This is a genomic window from Halosimplex carlsbadense 2-9-1 (assembly GCF_000337455.1).
Classification (GTDB): Archaea; Halobacteriota; Halobacteria; order Halobacteriales; family Haloarculaceae; genus Halosimplex; species Halosimplex carlsbadense.
On record NZ_AOIU01000028.1, the window covers coordinates 104,413 to 119,668 of the forward strand.

The 15,256-nt window shown below is 68.0% G+C and carries 14 protein-coding genes; 6 read left to right on the plus strand and 8 right to left on the minus strand.

What is annotated here, in order from left to right; translation table 11 throughout:
* Positions 1–282: 282 nt before the first annotated feature.
* From C475_RS11595 to C475_RS11605, 3 genes are all read right to left on the minus strand, one after another.
* On the minus strand, positions 283–1,062 hold the full coding sequence (locus C475_RS11595) for a ZIP family metal transporter (protein WP_006884023.1): 780 nt from the start codon (positions 1,060–1,062) through the stop codon (positions 283–285).
* A gap of 78 nt (positions 1,063–1,140) precedes the next feature.
* On the minus strand, positions 1,141–2,478 hold the full coding sequence (locus C475_RS11600; RefSeq protein ID WP_006884024.1) for a class-III pyridoxal-phosphate-dependent aminotransferase: 1,338 nt from the start codon (positions 2,476–2,478) through the stop codon (positions 1,141–1,143).
* A gap of 106 nt (positions 2,479–2,584) precedes the next feature.
* Entirely contained in the window at positions 2,585–3,865 is a 1,281-nt protein-coding gene (locus C475_RS11605) for an MgtC/SapB family protein (protein ID WP_006884025.1), read from the minus strand.
* Positions 3,866–3,970: 105 nt separating this feature from the next.
* Between C475_RS11605 and C475_RS11610 the strand changes: the two genes are divergently transcribed.
* The gene (locus C475_RS11610; RefSeq protein WP_082223302.1) at positions 3,971–5,269 is read left to right on the plus strand and encodes an AI-2E family transporter; all 1,299 of its coding nucleotides are present in this window, start codon (positions 3,971–3,973) and stop codon (positions 5,267–5,269) included.
* 14 nt (positions 5,270–5,283) lie between these two features.
* Here C475_RS11610 and C475_RS11615 read toward each other — a convergent pair whose 3' ends face one another.
* The gene (locus tag C475_RS11615) at positions 5,284–5,559 is read right to left on the minus strand and encodes a PadR family transcriptional regulator (RefSeq protein WP_006884027.1); all 276 of its coding nucleotides are present in this window, start codon (positions 5,557–5,559) and stop codon (positions 5,284–5,286) included.
* A 260-nt stretch (positions 5,560–5,819) separates the two neighbouring features.
* Between C475_RS11615 and C475_RS11620 the strand changes: the two genes are divergently transcribed.
* Positions 5,820–6,098: an amphi-Trp domain-containing protein gene (locus tag C475_RS11620; RefSeq protein WP_006884028.1), complete on the plus strand. Its 279-nt coding sequence runs from the start codon at positions 5,820–5,822 to the stop codon at positions 6,096–6,098.
* Between the two features lie 387 nt (positions 6,099–6,485).
* Complete coding sequence (locus C475_RS11625) at positions 6,486–7,205, plus strand: DUF7117 family protein (RefSeq protein ID WP_006884029.1); 720 nt, start codon at positions 6,486–6,488, stop codon at positions 7,203–7,205.
* Positions 7,206–7,208: 3 nt separating this feature from the next.
* Here C475_RS11625 and C475_RS11630 read toward each other — a convergent pair whose 3' ends face one another.
* Together C475_RS11630 and C475_RS11635 are read right to left on the minus strand one after the other, a co-directional pair.
* The gene (locus C475_RS11630; RefSeq protein WP_006884030.1) at positions 7,209–8,102 is read right to left on the minus strand and encodes a bifunctional 5,10-methylene-tetrahydrofolate dehydrogenase/5,10-methylene-tetrahydrofolate cyclohydrolase; all 894 of its coding nucleotides are present in this window, start codon (positions 8,100–8,102) and stop codon (positions 7,209–7,211) included.
* Between the two features lie 107 nt (positions 8,103–8,209).
* Complete coding sequence (locus tag C475_RS11635; protein WP_006884031.1) at positions 8,210–8,395, minus strand: hypothetical protein; 186 nt, start codon at positions 8,393–8,395, stop codon at positions 8,210–8,212.
* A gap of 136 nt (positions 8,396–8,531) precedes the next feature.
* On the opposite strand from C475_RS11635, the gene C475_RS11640 reads away from it, so the two are divergent.
* The 3 genes from C475_RS11640 (at position 8,532) to C475_RS11650 (ending at position 11,440) form a co-directional block, all read left to right on the plus strand.
* Positions 8,532–9,608: an mRNA surveillance protein pelota gene (locus C475_RS11640; RefSeq protein ID WP_006884032.1), complete on the plus strand. Its 1,077-nt coding sequence runs from the start codon at positions 8,532–8,534 to the stop codon at positions 9,606–9,608.
* A 170-nt stretch (positions 9,609–9,778) separates the two neighbouring features.
* A complete protein-coding gene (locus C475_RS11645) occupies positions 9,779–10,939 on the plus strand; it encodes a sensor histidine kinase (RefSeq protein WP_006884033.1) in 1,161 nt (386 codons plus the stop codon).
* A gap of 54 nt (positions 10,940–10,993) precedes the next feature.
* On the plus strand, positions 10,994–11,440 hold the full coding sequence (locus C475_RS11650; RefSeq protein ID WP_006884034.1) for a pyridoxamine 5'-phosphate oxidase family protein: 447 nt from the start codon (positions 10,994–10,996) through the stop codon (positions 11,438–11,440).
* A gap of 38 nt (positions 11,441–11,478) precedes the next feature.
* On the opposite strand, the gene C475_RS11655 is transcribed toward C475_RS11650, so the two are convergent.
* Both C475_RS11655 and C475_RS11660 read right to left on the minus strand, forming a co-directional pair.
* Complete coding sequence (locus tag C475_RS11655; protein WP_006884035.1) at positions 11,479–12,255, minus strand: MBL fold metallo-hydrolase; 777 nt, start codon at positions 12,253–12,255, stop codon at positions 11,479–11,481.
* Between the two features lie 70 nt (positions 12,256–12,325).
* Positions 12,326–14,899 (minus strand): G8 domain-containing protein, encoded by a 2,574-nt coding sequence (locus C475_RS11660; protein ID WP_082223303.1) that lies wholly within the window; start codon positions 14,897–14,899, stop codon positions 12,326–12,328.
* Positions 14,900–15,256 lie beyond the last annotated feature (357 nt).

Here is a 15,256-nt window from a genome sequence, read left to right on the forward strand (position 1 = left end):
ATCTTTTTGGACCGGGGGTTCCCCCGCAGGGCGCCGAAGGCACGCGAGGAGACTCCCGGTCCAAAAACAGGGGTGAAAAACCGCGGGCGGCTCCGCAGCTCGCGTGAACCGGCGCCTCCGGCGCCGGATGCTCGATGCAGAAGAGCTACCTATGTGTCGTCCGCGACAACATACTCTTCCGCCTCGCTCAGTAGCGAGTGAAGATCTTCCGGTGCCTCAGTCAACTAGCAGACAAATTTCGCGACTGTCGAGCGAGAGCCACCGTCCCGTCCGGAGCCGCTCTCACAGCAGGAAGGTCACGAGGAACCCGACGGACGTGGCGAGCGTGATGGACGGGCCGGCCTCCTCGTAGGCGTCGGGGTAGATCTCGCCGGCGAGGCTGGCGAGGATGGCGCCGGCGGCGAACGACCGGATCGCCCCGATCCAGTAGTCGGGCAGCGGCGGGAGGACGCGGTAGCCGGCGATAACTGCGCCGCTGACGACGACGGCCGTGACCGCCCACCCGGCCATCACTTTCAACTCCTCGTGGTTCTCAGCCATGTTGGTCCCGGACATCATCGACTGCGAACCGTTGGTGACGGCGAGTCCGAACAGCAGCGCGAGCGCGCCGGAGACGTTCCCGGCGAGCAGCGAGCCCATCGCAGCGTTCTCGGGGACGCCGTCGGTCGTCACGCTGGCCCAGAGGCCAACGCCCCGCTCCTGGGTCTCGTCGTCGGCCCAGCGGTCGATGGCCACGTCGAGCGTCCCGAAGACGACGATCCCGCCGAGAAAGTAACCCGAAGCGGGATACCTGCCGATATTCCGAAACGCGGGCTCGAACAGCTCGAACGCGAGCGAGACGACGAGCGAGCCGCCGCCGATAGCGAGGAGGGTCGCCTGCCAGTTACGGGGCGGCGATATCCAGATGCCGACGGCCGACCCGACGAGCAGCGCCAGCGCGGAGAAGCCGGCGTAGAACCAGGGGTTCGCGAGCAGGCCGCTCGTCCCCGACTGCAAGGCGGTCCCGGTGCCACCGGGAACGGCCGCCAGGCCGCGACCGACCGGGGCGACGACGGATATCACGGTCGTTCGTCGGCCCGTCTTCAGATTTCTATTGGCGGATTACTCGGGGTAACCGCGGGCTTCCGGCATCGAGCGGTCTCAGGCCGCGTCCTCGATGGCGTCGGTCAGCAGATCGACGCCGAGGGCGATCTCCCGCTCGGTCACGTCCAGCGGCGGCAGGATCCGCAACGTCTTGTGACCGCAGGCGAGCGTCAACAGCCCGCGCCCCATCGCCGCGGCCTGCACGTCGTCCCGACGCTCCTTGGAATCGAACTCGACGGCGAGCATCAGCCCCTTGCCGCGAACGTCGACGACGCTCTCGGGGCCGGCGTCGCGCATCGCTTCGAGGAACCCCCGGCCGCGGACGACGGCGTTGTCCATCAGGTCGTAGTCGTCGATCACGTCGAGCGTGAGCGCGCCCTGGAGCGCCGAGACGATGTCGCCGGCGCCCCACGTCGAGGAGAGCCGACTGGTCTGCTCGGGGAACACCTCCTCGCGGGAGATGGTCGCGCCGACGCGCAGTCCCTTGGCGCTCGCGATCACGTCGGGGTCGAACGGGTAGTGGTCCGACGCCCAGAACTCGCCGGTACGACCCACGCCGGACTGGATCTCGTCGGCGACGAGCGTCAGGTCGTGTTCCTCGCAGATGTCGGCGATCTCCTCGGCGAACGCGTCGCTCGGGAAGCGATAGCCCCCCTCCCCCTGGATCGGCTCCACGATCAGATAGGCCACGTCGTCGGGGTGGACGGCGCCGCGCTGGGGGTCGAGCAGTTTCCGGAGTTGCGACCCCTCGCCGGTGAAGAAGCCGCAGGAACAGCTCTCGGGGTCGCAGGTCCGGTCGTCGCAGAAGGGCACGTCGTGGACCTTGGATATCTCGGGGAACTCCCGGCGGTAGACGGACTTCGAGCGGTTGAGCGAGAGCGCGCCGAGGGTTCGGCCGTGGAAGGCGCCCTGGAAGGTGATCCCGTAGTCGGCGCCGGTGTGGTCGTAGGAGATCTTGATGGCGTTCTCGACGGCCTCGGCGCCGGAGTTCGAGAGGAAGACGGTGTCCATGCCGTAGTGGTCGCTCCGGTCGGTCAGCCGGTCCATCAGGTCCGCGGGCGTGGGGAACGGGTGGTCGCCGAGTTCGCCGCTGGCGGCGTAGAAGTCCTGGCCGGCGATCTTCATCGGGTCGACGAGGTCGAACTCCGCCATCCGGTCCATCAGCTTCGGGTTGTTGTACCCGAGCGGCGAGGCGGCGACGTGGCTCGTGAAGTCCATGAGGACGTTGCCGTCCACGTCAGTGCAGAAGGGGCCCTCGGCGGGTTCGGTGTAGTCCCAGACGAAGTCGTAGACGTAGGTGCTCGGGGCGGCCGACTCGTGGTGGTACTCGACCCACTCCCGGGCGCGCTCGCCGGGGATCGACGACACTGCCGGTTCCGCCGTGTCCCTGTCCATGTCGACAGTGAAGGAGAGTCGGCAGTTAAGTGATCTGACGGGCATTCGTCGCCCGACGCCGTCGGCGGTCGACCGTCGGCTCGCGGGAGCGGTACCGCGGGCGCGGTCACATCGTCGCCGCGGTGGTGACGGCGCCGGCGGCGACCAGCAGGACCGTGCTGGCAGTCGCGGTCTTGACGGCGAACTCCCGGTCGGGACCGGCGAAGGTGAGCCCCGCCTTGACGACGATGCTGGAGGCCGTCGCCAGGAGGATGGCGAAGACGGCGGCCTCAGCGGAGAGGCCGCCCCCGCGGTAGAGGATCACCGCGGAGGTGGTCGCGCCGGCGGACGAGACCAGCCCCGTCAGCGCGGCGGTCACGTAGAAGCCCAGCCGGCCGAACTCGGCGGCGGCCAGCCCCCCGGCGACGATGACGACCAGGAACAGGCCGCCGAAGCTCAGGACGTTCCGCAGCGAGAAGGGACTCTCCAGGTCCATGTCGAGGTTCTCAGACCAGTCGGCGGTGTAGCCCGCGATGGCGACGCTCCCGAGTATCACCGCCCCGAGCGGGACGACCGCGCCGAGCAACAGCCCCGTCTCGAAGGTGAAAGCGAGTGCGATGACGAGGTTGCGGGCGGCCATGGCCGCGTCGGCCAGCAGGATGGCCGCGACGGCGTAGGAGCCGACGGCCGGGCGCTGTTCGACGTGGTCGAGCATCGCGCCGACGACGGCCGTCGACGACGCCAGCCCGCCGAAGAAGCCGGTGACGGCGATACCGCGACTGCCGTAGGTCTGGACGATGGCGTAGTTGACGATGCCGATGGCGGCGACGGTGACGACCATCAGCCAGACGACGCGGGGTTCGACTTCGACCATCAGGTCGCCGGCGCCGAGTTCGTAGCTCCTGGCGGGCAACAGCGGGTAGACGACGAACGCGAGGATGGCGAACTCCGCGGCCGACCGGAGTTCCGTCCGGGTCATCCCCCAGGCGAAACTGTGCAACTCGCGTTTGAGCACGAGCAACAGCGCCGAGAAGACCGTCACCGTCACCGCCTCCAGGGTGTATGCGGAGGCGACGAGCGTCCCCACGGCGTAGGCGACCAGCATCGACATCGAGGTTGTCAGCGACAGCCCCTGATCCTCGTCCTCGTCGTCGGCCAGCAGGCCTCTGACCGCCAGCAACGTCCCCTGGACGATGACCAGAACGCCGCCGACGACCACGAGCGGGGTCGAGCCGAGTACGGTGAACGCGGCACCGAGCATGCTGATGAGCGAGAACGTCCGAACCCCGGCGGACTTGTGTGACCACTCGCGCTCCAGCCCGAGGAAGAGTCCGAGTACGCCCGCCAGGGTGATCTGGAGGACCTCCGTGTCCAGCGGAATCGACGAGAACTGCGCGACTCCGAACACTGCCCGACGTATGCCGTTCGCACGTATAAATAGCGGGCCGTTACCACCGCCCGGTCCGTGACCGACCTGACCGTTTTATGTCGTCGCCGCTACATGGCGCGAACGATGGTGGAGTTCGAGTTCAACCCGAACTGGGGACGGATCGGCTGGGCCGCAGTAGGGGCGGTCCTCGGACTCGCCCTGCTGTGGGTGTTCTACTCGTTCGTCGGCACCTTCGTGTTCGCGCTGTTCATCTACTACTCCACCCGGCGGGTCCACGGGGAGATCCGCGACCGGATCGGCCAGCCGACCGTCTCGGCCGCGCTGGCGCTGGTCGCGCTCGCGCTGCCGGCGGTGTTGCTCCTGCTGTACGCCACGGCCATTGGCGTTCAGGAGCTCCAGGAGTTCGCCGGCACGACGGATCTGGGCGAGTACATCGCCATCGCGGACCCGTACGTGAACGTCACGCAGGCCGTCGAGAACCCGCGCGGCGTCTTCGAGGGCGCCGGCGGGATGGACCTGGTCGGCTCGGCGCTGTCGCGCGGGACGAGCTATCTCGGGCTGCTGGGGACCGGCTTGCTCCACCTGTTCGTCATGTTCGCGGTCGCGTTCTACCTGCTGCGCGACGACCACAGGCTCGCCGAGTGGGTGGCCGGGTTCGACGGTGACGGCCCGACGGTCTTCGAGACGTTCGCCCGCGAGGTCGACGACAGCCTCGAGATGATCTTCGCCGGCAACATCCTCAACGCCGTCGTCACGGCGACCGTCGGCGCGATCACCTACAGCGTTCTCAACATCTTCGCACCGCCCGAAGTCGCCGTTCCCTACGCGGCGCTGGTGGGGTTGCTGGCCGGGATCGCGAGTCTCGTCCCCGTCGTCGGGATGAAGCTCGTCTACGTGCCCGTCTCGGTCTACCTCGCCGCGACGGCGTTCTCCGAGGGGACGGGCTGGGTGTTCGTCGGGGCGTTCGTCGTCGTCTCGTTCCTGATCGTCGACGTCATCCCCGACCTGCTCGTCCGGCCGTACGTCACCGGCGGGTCGCTCCACACGGGCAGCGTCATGTTCGCGTACATCCTCGGTCCGCTGCTGTTCGGCTGGTACGGCCTGTTTCTCGGCCCGATGATCCTGGTCTTCTTCACGCACTTCGGACGGGTCGTCGTCCCCGCGCTGCTCGGCCGGGACCGACCGGCGGACGGCGGCGATAGCAGCGGGAGCGGCGACGACGGGTCACCGACCGGGGCGTCGGCCGACGACGACGCGACCGAGACGGGCGCGATCCAGGGCGACGGTGCAGCGGCTGAGTCGTCGGAAGCGAAGCGAACGAGCGCGAGCGGTTCGGAGAGCGACTCGGTTGCGGGCGGCGGGCACGCCGATTCCGGCGCGGGCGGCGACACGTCCGACCAGTCCCGGTCGTCGGACGGCTGAGCGGGCGCGGGCGACTAAAGGTCGACGTACTGCTCTTCCCACTCGCGGCGCGCCTCGATCTCGCGGCGGCCGCGTCGGGTGAGACTGTAGAAGTTCGTCCGGCGGTCGCGCTGGCCCTTCTCGACGAGCCCCTTGTCGACGAGCGTGTCCAGGTTCGGATACAGCCGGCCGTGGTGGATCTCCTTCTCGTAGTACTCCTCGAGTTCCTCCTTGATCGCGAGCCCGTGTGGTTCGTCCTTCCCCGCGATGACGTACAGCAAGTCACGCTGGAATCCTGTCAGGTCGTACATCGGTAATGTCCGTGTGTAAGTTACTGTCGGATATTGATAAATATGTCGACTGATGAGCGTGCTCGAATATTCGAACGTCCGGATTACTTCGGCGTTACCCGCTCTCTGATTGATAATGGTCCTGATGTGAACGGGGTAACCGTCGTATTCGATGGATTTCAGGTATCGGTGTCGAGACGTCGCTCCCGGCCGTCGGTCGAGGCGGGCCCGGTTGCCGGGCGCGGGTAGACACTTATCTCCGCCGGGCGCGTAGGACGTGTATGGTGGAAACAGTCCTCTTCGAAGACGAGCGACGACTCACCCGGACGGACGTGGCCTCGTACCTCCGGACTATCGCCGACCGGCTGGAGACCGGCGAGCCGCTGACGCTCGAAACGGGCGCCGACTCCGTCACGGTCGACGTGCCGCGCGAGGTCGACTTCGAGGTGAAAGTCGAGCGCGAGGGACCGGCCGACGGGGTCGGCGAGCTCGGCCTGGAACTGGAACTCGAATGGGACGAGGACGCAGAGATGTCCGGCGACTCGCTGTCTATTCAGTAACTGCGGCCGCCCGAACGGGCGCTTTCGAACGACGCGAACCGCTGGAGACTCGGAGACGACGGAGCGGCCGCTCCGCGGCGGTAACTGCGAGCTACCGGACTCGGCCGGGGCTGGCGAGTCGGTGTCACGAAAGGAATGGAAAGCGCCGCGTGGGCGAAAAGCCCACGCGAACGCTTGCCGCCCTGAATTGGTCCCCGCTGACGCTTCGGCCCTCCAAGCGAAGCGTCATCTGTATTTCTTGCCGGGAGCAACTTAAAAGTACCGACCTAGGGCCCTTTCGCCGTCTGACGGTCGAGTGACGTTCCGGGGTGCCGGCGAGTGGCGCTCACGGGTGTCTATCGTCGGTTCGACCGCGTCGACTTTAGGCGTTCGGGCGCAAGACCGACCATGAAGATCCGCGGCGAGCGCGAGTGCCGAGCCTGTGGCACTCGCTGGTCGTACTACGAGACGGGGAGCGTCGTCTGCCCGGACTGCGGGAGCATCCGGAGCGTCGGGCTCGACGACCCCACCGAGCACACCGCCGGCAACGCCCGGCTGGACCTGACCGAGATCCGCGCCCTCCTCGACGACCAGTCGCTCGCAGACGTGGCCGAGGCGGCCGCCGAGCGCTGCCGGGAGTACGTTCGCCAGTGCGGGTTCGTCAGCGGCGGCGAGTTGCGCCCGCTCGACGACACCTACATCGCGGCCGTCGAGTTGCGGTTGGCGGGTGAAGAGGTCGCCCGCGCGATGCGGCTCACCGACGACGAGGAGTACTACTTCCTCGAACTGCTCCGCGGCGCCGACGCGGGCGAGCGCCCGCCCGCCGACGAGGTGCCCGAGTCGATGCGGTCGGTTCGCGGCCTCGCCTACGCCCGCGCGGTCGACGCCTACCGCTCGGATCTGCGACGGTACCTCAAGGACAACCCCGACGCGACCGTCCGGTCGCTGCTGACGACGCTGCGGGACCACCAGAAGCGGATCGAGGCGCTCGACGGCGACGTGTCCCCCCGCACCGCGGGCGAACTCGTCTACGTCGTCCGCGCCGTCGGCCGCGCGCTGGCCGACGACGACGAGACTGCCCTCGCCGAGGCCCAGCGCCGACTGGACGAGTTCGACATCGACCTCTGACTGTCAGTCCAGCGCCGATTCGACGCCCGACTGCAGCGCGGCGGCGTTGACGGTGTTGTACAGGAGCATCGCGCGGGTCATCGGACCGACGCCGCCCGGGACGGGCGTGATGGCCGACGCTTTCTCCTCGGCGCTCTCGAAGTCCACGTCGCCGACCAGCTCGTAACCCTTCTCGGTGTCGGCGTCGACCTGGTTGATGCCCACGTCGATCACGACCGCGCCCTCGCCGATCATCGAACCGTCGATCATCTCGGGGACGCCCGCGGCGGCGACGAGGATGTCGGCCTCACGGGTCTTCGCGGCCAGGTCCTCGGTGCGGGAGTGACAGACGGTCGTCGTCGCGTTGCCGCCGTCGCCGTACTGGATGAAGAGGTTCGCCATCGGCTTGCCGACCAGCCGCGAGCGGCCGACGACGACGGCCTCCTTGCCCTCGGTCTCCACGTCGGCCGCTGCGAGCAGGCGCTGGATGCCGTGGGGCGTGCAGGGTTTGTAGCGGGCGTCGCCGGCGACGAGCCGGCCGATGTTCTCCGGGTGGAGGCCGTCGACGTCTTTCTCGGGGTCGATACTGCGGAGGACGCGTCGGTCGTCGACGTGGTCGGGGACGGGCATCTGCACGAGGATGCCGTTCACGTCGTCGTCGGCGTTCAGCTCGTCGATAGTGTCGTACAGCTCCGCGGCGTCGGCGTCGGAGTCGATGTCCACGTCGACGGTGTCGATGCCGACCTCCTCGCAGTCGTTCTGTTTCATCGAGACGTACGTCTCGCTGGCGGGGTCGTCGCTCATCAACACCGTCGCGAGCGTGGGTGTCACGTCTTCGTCGGCGAGGTCGTCGACCGCGTCGCTCACGTCGGCGCGCACGTCCTCGGCGACCGCGTTCCCGTCGATGATCTCGGTCATACTTCGAGAGGCGAGCGGGGACGGCAAGAAGGTCCCGGAAACAGGGCCGGGACAGTCGACACAGTCGACACAGTGGCGGGCAGCGCCGCTCGCGGGCTGCCGCCCGGTCAGGGGAGGAGCCGCTCCTCGCAGCTCCCGCAGACGAACAGCCCGTGGGACTCGGTGAGGTCGGTCAGCGACTCGCAGAGGTCACACTCCCGATAGACCGTCCGGGAGTAGCCCTCGGCTTCCTCGACGGGGTCGTTCGGACCGAGCGACGCGCCGCCGCCGGCCGGGGAAGGGGGTTCTGTCACGGTCAACAACAGTTGAGCGCGCACGGCAAAGAACGTAGCGGGCGGGCGCGGCGCCGGGGTCGCCGTCGCGGACGCTCCGAGTGAGGCGCCGCCGCGGAATAACAGCACACTTGCCGCCGGAGGGAGAGATGTGAGTATGCAGGTCAACGACCGTCACCCGACGACGGAGGGTCGGGAGCGGGTCACCCTCGTCCCCGAGAGCCTGGACGACCTCTGGCACCTCACCTACATCGTCGAGCCGGGCGATCTCGTCTCCGGGGACACGACGCGGCGCATCCAGCGCAACGACGACGACATGCGCGACACCGGCGGCGAGCGCGAGCACATGTGGATCGAACTCGAGGTCGACGACGTGGAGTTCGCCAAGTTCGCCAACCGACTCCGGGTCGGCGGCGTCATCGTCGACTGCTCCCGGGAGGACCAGCTCGACTTCCACCACACGCTCAACCTCGAACCCTTCGAGGAGCTGGAGGTCGAGAAGGTCTGGAAGCCCGACCAGGACGACCGTCTGAGCGAAGCGGTCGAGGCCACCGAGAACCCCGACGTGGCCATCGCCACCGTCGAGGAGGGCGAAGCCTACGTCCACACCGTCGCCCAGTACGGCACCGAGGAGCGCGCCTCGATCACCGGCCCGACCGGCAAGGCCGCGTGGGGCGACGGCGCCCGGCCCCGCGAGGAACTGTTCGAGGAACTGGCCACGGTCCTCGCTCGGATGGACGTGGAGGCGGTCATCCTCGCCGGTCCCGGATTCACCAAGCAGGACGCGCTGGACTACATCGAGGAGAACGAGCGAGACCTGGCCGACCGGATCACGACCGTCGACACCACCGGCGTCGGCGACCGAGGCGTCCACGAAGTCCTGAAGCGCGGCGCCGTCGACGAGGTCCAGACCCAGACGCGCATCTCCGCGGAGGCAGACCTGGTCGACGAGCTGACCGAGCGCATCGCCACGGGGTCGGAGGTCGCCTACGGTCCCGACCAGGTCGCCGAGGCGGCCGACTTCGGCGCCATCGAGCAGTTGCTCGTCCTCGACGAGCGCCTGCGCGCCGAACGCGGCGACGAAGGCGACTGGGACATCGACGTCGACGCCGTCATCGAGACGACCGAGCAGAAGGGCGGCGAGGTGACTGTCTTCTCCGGCGAGTTCGACCCCGGCCAGCAGCTTCGCAACCTCGGCGGCATCGCCGCGCTGTTGCGCTACCGGATCGACTGACCGCCCACAGTCCGCTCGGAGTCCGCCCGCACTCCGCCCGCAGTCCGCTCGCGTCGATCGGGACGTGACCGCGCCGTGACGGCGATCCTGGTCCGTTTCACAGTTGATAACCGCGCCGAAAGGATTTACCTGCAGGTTTCCGAAGATGTGATAGTTACCCAGAGGTCGCCATGGGATTCGAACAACGCCAAGACTTCGCGCGGCAGGTCGCCGACCTCAACAAGTACGGACAGGCGCTGAACCAGTGCGAGTCCGTCGACGAGGTCGTCTCGCTGACGCTGGAGGCGATCACGATCCTCTTCGAGCTGACCGACGTGACCGTCGTCGAGGTCCGCGACGGCGACCTGCACGTCGTCGGGAGCACGAACCCCGAGGTCTCCGCCGGCGGGACGCCCGGCGAGGTGGCTCGGGAGGCACACGAGACCGGCGACACGATCACCGTCAGCGGCGAGGAGGCGGGGTTCGGCGACGGCGCCGACACCACGGCCACGCTGGCCGTCCCCGAGGGGATCGTCGACGAACCGATCTGCGTGATCGTCGTCCGCTCGTCGAGCGACGAGGCGTTCGGCGACGAGGTGGTTCGACCGATGGAGATCCTCGCGACCCACGCTGCGACGGCGATCAGCAACATCCGGTCGCGCGAGCGCCTCGAACGCGCCCGCCAGGATCTGGAGACTCGCAAGGAGATGGTCGAGATGTACGACCGCCTGCTCCGCCACGACATCGGCAACGACCTGCAGATCATCGCCGGGTTCGCCAATGCCGTCTCCGAGATGGTCGACGACGACCAGGCGGGCGAGTACGTCGGCAAGATCGAACGCGCCGCCAGCAACTCAGCGGACCTCATCGAGCGCGTCGGCGACCTCGTCTCGACGCTCGAAGCGCAGGACGAACCGGACGCCCGGGACCTGCGCCCGCTGCTCGAAGCCACCGTCCGCGACGCGGCCGACCAGTACGAAAGCCTCTCGGTCGATTTCGACCCCGCCGACTTCGAGTATCGCGTCTACGCCGGCGACCTGGTCGACTCGGTGTTCACCAACGTCCTCACCAACGCCGCGGTCCACAACGACGGCGACGTGACCGTCGACCTCTACGCGGAGACGCCCGCGCCCGACCGCCTCGTCGTCGGGATGGCCGACGACGGGAGCGGTATCGAACCCGACCTGCGCGAGGACATCTTCGAGATGGGCGTCAAGGGCGAAGACAGCGAGGGGACCGGGTTCGGCCTCGGGTTCGTCCGCGCGCTCACCGAGTCCTACGGCGGGACCGTCGAAGTCCGCGAGAGCGACGCCGGCGGCGCCGACTTCCGGGTGACGCTCGAACGGGTCTGACCGTCGGCCGAGATTTATCAGCCGGCCGCCCCACGCTCCGGTAGAGACCTCTCGATGGATCGACTCACCGGCGACTGGGACCGCGACCGGACCGAACAGTTCCTCGACGAGCAGACCATCCCGGTACGGCTCGCGACCCGCACACCGCGAGGCGGCCTCTGGATGCTCTCGCTGTGGTATCGCTACCGCGACGGCGCCCTCGAATGCGCCACCGGCGCGAACGCCAAGATCGTCGAGTATCTCCGCGAGAACGCCGACGTCGCCTTCGAGATATCGACCAACGACGTTCCGTACCGGGGCGTCCGCGGCGCGGGGACCGCCGATATCGCTCCCGACGAGGACAAGGCCGTCCTCCGCGACCTCGTCGAACGGTACCTCGGGGACACCGACTCGCAACTCGCCCGCTCGCTCCTCTCGCCCGACCGCGACGAGGTGCGCATCCGCGTCGACGTCGACCGCGCCTACACCTGGGACTTCTCCGACCGGATGGGCGGAGAGTGACCGGTTAGCCACGAGCGTCGTCCGAACGGGGACACAGGTCAGTCGATATCGAGCGACAACCCGTCGGCGGCGAATCGGACGTCGCCGCCGTACCGCTGGCCGATCGAATCCAGCATCTCGTCGTGGTGGCCGTCGGTGTGCGGATAGAGGTGGGTCAGGTACACGCGACCGACTTCGCCGTCCGCGTCGGCCAGCGCCGCACCCAACTCGCTCGGCGTGGGGTGGTTGTCCACGTCGACGCTGTCGGGGAACGAACAGTCGTGGGCCAGCACGGCGGCGCCGTCGGCGAAGTCGACCAACTCGGGGAACGCTTCGGTGTCGCCGCTGAAGACGAACGACGCCGACTCGCCGTCGGACCCCCCGCTCGCGTCTGCTTGGACGAACCGGTAAGCGAGACAGTACATCGAGTGTCGGACCTCGAAGCCGGTCACGTCGAAGCCCGCGAGCGAGAACGACTCCGAACCGACCTCGCGAAACTCCAGATCCATCCGGTCCTGAAGGTAGTCGTGAACGCCGAGCAGGTCCGTCACGAACTCCTCGGTGCCCTCGGGGCCGGCGACCGTCAGCTCGGTCGCGCCGGCGAGCCAGCGGGCTTTCAGGGCCGGCAGGAGGTCGGAGACGTGGTCGAGGTGGTGGTGGGTCAACAGGACGGCGTCGATGCCCTCGCAGCCCACGTCGGTCCGCTGGAGGGCGTGGAGGACGCCGCTGCCGCAGTCGACGAGCAGCGTTCCGCCGGCCGATTCCAGCAGGATGCCGGTCTGGAACCGCTCGCCGGTCGGCATCGCACTCCCCGTGCCCAGAAAGGTGACGCGCATATCCGCCAGTCGGGCGCGATCGTAAAAATCGTGTCGTGGGTCCGGGGCGACCGGACGTAGCGGACGACCGCTACTCGTCGGTCGTCCGGGCCGACGGCGTCAGTCGACTGTTGTGCCGCCGGTCGACATCGACGTACTCGACGTTCGAGGTGGTCGGCTCGGCCTTCTCGTACCGACCGCCGTTGGTGGCGTCGTGCATCGCCGGTCCCTCCAGGTCGGGGCCGCCCGTCTTGAACCGCGTCGGCGGCGGCGCGATGTCGTTGTCGGTCCCGTCACGGCCGACGAACACGGTGTTTCGGGTCTCCGAGCCGCCCATCGCGAAGTGGCCGATGTTGAAGTCCGCGATCACGCTGTCTTCGAGGACGGACGTCTGGAACTCGGTCCAGACCCCCGAGTGTTCGCACTTGTAAGCGGTGAAGCCGGCGAGTCGGTCGGACCGGTCGCTCGGGATCTCGTCGGGGTCGATCTCCATCGGTTCGAGCTGCATCATCAGCCCGATCCCCTGACAGATGTGCTGGTAGTGGGATATCCGCCACGAGCGCAGGAGCTCGTCTTCGCCGACGTCTCCCGTGTACCCGTCGAGTTGCCGCTGCGGGCGAACCGAATAGGAGTGAGCGACGTTGTCTTCGAACTGGACGTCGAACTGGGCGGCGTCGAGTCCGACGTCCGTCTCGTCGTGACCGTCGTAGAAGAAGCCCATCGCGCCGTAGCCGCCGGCGGCGTGGTTCCCCACGAGGGTGTTGTTGGGGTTGGAGATCCAGAACGCGGCCGGTCGGAACGCGTTCTGTTGTTTAGGCCGACGACGCACGTCGCCCGGGTTCGCCAAATTCCCACCGAAGGCGCGGTCGCGCTCTCTGACGACCTTCGTCAGCATCGCCAGGTTCTCCCTGAAGACGTTGCCTTCCTCCTCCGGGAGGCCCTGCTCTACGAGGTAGGAGTGGCCGATCGTGTCGAACACGACGTTGCGCTCGATCTCGACGTTGCCGGTCCCGTGAGCGTTGATACCGCGGTTGAAACTGTGCCACACGCTGTTGTGCCTGAGGTACGACCCCTCCTGGTCGCCCGCGTGGTGGAAGTGCAGCGGATACCTGGCCTGGAGCCCGCTCTGGCCGCAGCGGAAGGCTTCGAGCCCTTCGATCCGAACCCGACCCGGGTCGGCGAAGATGGCGTGGCCGCCGAAGCCTGCGGCGTACTCCGAGTCGACGCCGCGGTCGCGGTCGGCGTAGCTGAGGTCGTCGCCGCGGAGTTCGACGTTTCGCGTGAGCAGTCCGACTTCGGCTCGCATGTCGAGTTCCGTCCCGGCGTGGGTCTCGACGGCGCCGTAGTGGTCGTGGTCCAGCGGTTCTTCGAGCGTCACCTGATTCCCGCTGACGGACGCGACCGTCCGTCGTTCGGCCTGCCAGGGGTCCGAGCCACTGGGCGCGATCGCTATCCGGTCGCCCGCCTCCCAATCGGCCGCGTTCGCGAGCGTGAGCGTCTCCGTACCGGCGTCGGCGTGCGCGTCGAGCTGGGTCCAGTCGGTCTTGTCCCGGCTGGCGCCGTGGATTTCGATCGACCCGCCGTCCCAGGTGCCGAGGAGCTTCGTCCCGATCGCCTCGGCGCCCTCGCCCCGGACGTTCTCGCCGCCGAGTCCGACGAGCGCGATCCGAGCGTCGTGCTCGTACGGGTCGTCCTCGGAGCCGATGCGGACGAGTGCGTTCGACCCCTCGGCGAGCAGCCACGTCGTCGTGAGTTCCAGGTCGACGTCCTCCCCGTCGTCGCCCCCCGGAACGATCGAACAGGACTCGACCTCCTGCCAGACCTGCGCCTCGCCCGGTTCGTCGTCCTGCGTGTACCACTGGGCTTCCCAGTTTTTGCCGCCGTACGAGACCACGTCACCGGACCGGTAGGCGGTTTCGTGCGAGTCGCTCGGTCGCCACCGCTGGGCGCACGCGGCCGCGTCACCGTCGAAGCGGGCGTCGTCGTCGGCGCTCTCCGTCTCGGGAGCGTCGACGCCGACCGACGCCTCGGCACTCTCGCCGTCGCCTCCCCCGTCGCCGGTCTCCTCGCACGGTCCGAGTTCCGTCCAGGGCCCGTAGCGACGTGCGCCCGGTTCGTCGCCTCTGGTCCACCACTCGGCTTCCCAGCGCGTGCCGTCGTACGTCGCCTCGTCACCGTCCCTGTACACCGTCTCGGGATCCCAAGCGGGCGCACAGGACGATTCCGCGCCCGTATCGCCGCCGTCACCGCTTCCACTGCCACCGCCGTCGTTGCCGTCTCCGTCACCGCTACTACTGTCGTCACCGCCGTCACCGCTGTCGCTGCTCTCGTCGTCGCCGCCGTCACCGTTGCTATCGTCGGTAGACTCGACGATCGAGCCGTCGGCGAATTCGAGCGTCCCGTTGACGAGGACGCCGTTCAGCGGCGGCGGACTCGTGTCGAGCACGACGTGGTCGCCCTCCTCGATGGTGACTTTGTCCCCCCGTTCGGGCGGCGAGCCGTCCCACGTCTCCGGGTTCGACCACTTGCTCCGTTCGCCGTCTGTCTGTGCCGTTGCCGTCGCCGCTCCGAGGGCGCCGGCAGCCACGAGACCACCAGCCGCCTGGAGAAAGCGTCGCCTGTTCAGCGCCCCCCGATGCGCGTCGTTGTTACTGTTATCTGACATTGTTGGTGTGCGTGTTCGTTCTGTCGGGTCCGGGACGTCGACGAACGAACGCCGCACCGCTCTGGGTCGTCTCACACGACGGATCCACCGCTACTCGCACGCGGAGACGCGAAGCCGTGACGATGATTCCCCCCCTTGCAGCACGGGTCCCCCTATCGAGCGTCCCATCTCGTCGATTTAGTGCCAGTCAATTAAGTTTTAACATCCAGATACACAAACAACTCTCTCGATTCGGGCGGAGTGCATCACGACGCGACGAGCGAGCGGTGGGTGTCGGAAGTCGGTCCGTCCACAGCGAGCGAGGAAGTCACGAACCGACCGGTCTCGGAGTCGGACCAGTTTCACCCCGCGGTCCAA

What these genes read in the sequence shown, in the direction of transcription:
- C475_RS11660 (WP_082223303.1), bottom strand. Translation starts at nt 14,899, where the DNA reads ATGTCAGATAACAGTAACAACGACGCGCATCGGGGGGCGCTGAACAGG.
- C475_RS11610 (WP_082223302.1), top strand. Translation starts at nt 3,971, where the DNA reads ATGGTGGAGTTCGAGTTCAACCCGAACTGGGGACGGATCGGCTGGGCC.
- C475_RS11600 (WP_006884024.1), bottom strand. Translation starts at nt 2,478, where the DNA reads ATGGACAGGGACACGGCGGAACCGGCAGTGTCGTCGATCCCCGGCGAG.
- C475_RS11640 (WP_006884032.1), top strand. Translation starts at nt 8,532, where the DNA reads ATGCAGGTCAACGACCGTCACCCGACGACGGAGGGTCGGGAGCGGGTC.
- C475_RS11620 (WP_006884028.1), top strand. Translation starts at nt 5,820, where the DNA reads ATGGTGGAAACAGTCCTCTTCGAAGACGAGCGACGACTCACCCGGACG.
- C475_RS11630 (WP_006884030.1), bottom strand. Translation starts at nt 8,102, where the DNA reads ATGACCGAGATCATCGACGGGAACGCGGTCGCCGAGGACGTGCGCGCC.
- C475_RS11615 (WP_006884027.1), bottom strand. Translation starts at nt 5,559, where the DNA reads ATGTACGACCTGACAGGATTCCAGCGTGACTTGCTGTACGTCATCGCG.
- C475_RS11625 (WP_006884029.1), top strand. Translation starts at nt 6,486, where the DNA reads ATGAAGATCCGCGGCGAGCGCGAGTGCCGAGCCTGTGGCACTCGCTGG.
- C475_RS11645 (WP_006884033.1), top strand. Translation starts at nt 9,779, where the DNA reads ATGGGATTCGAACAACGCCAAGACTTCGCGCGGCAGGTCGCCGACCTC.
- C475_RS11655 (WP_006884035.1), bottom strand. Translation starts at nt 12,255, where the DNA reads ATGCGCGTCACCTTTCTGGGCACGGGGAGTGCGATGCCGACCGGCGAG.
- C475_RS11650 (WP_006884034.1), top strand. Translation starts at nt 10,994, where the DNA reads ATGGATCGACTCACCGGCGACTGGGACCGCGACCGGACCGAACAGTTC.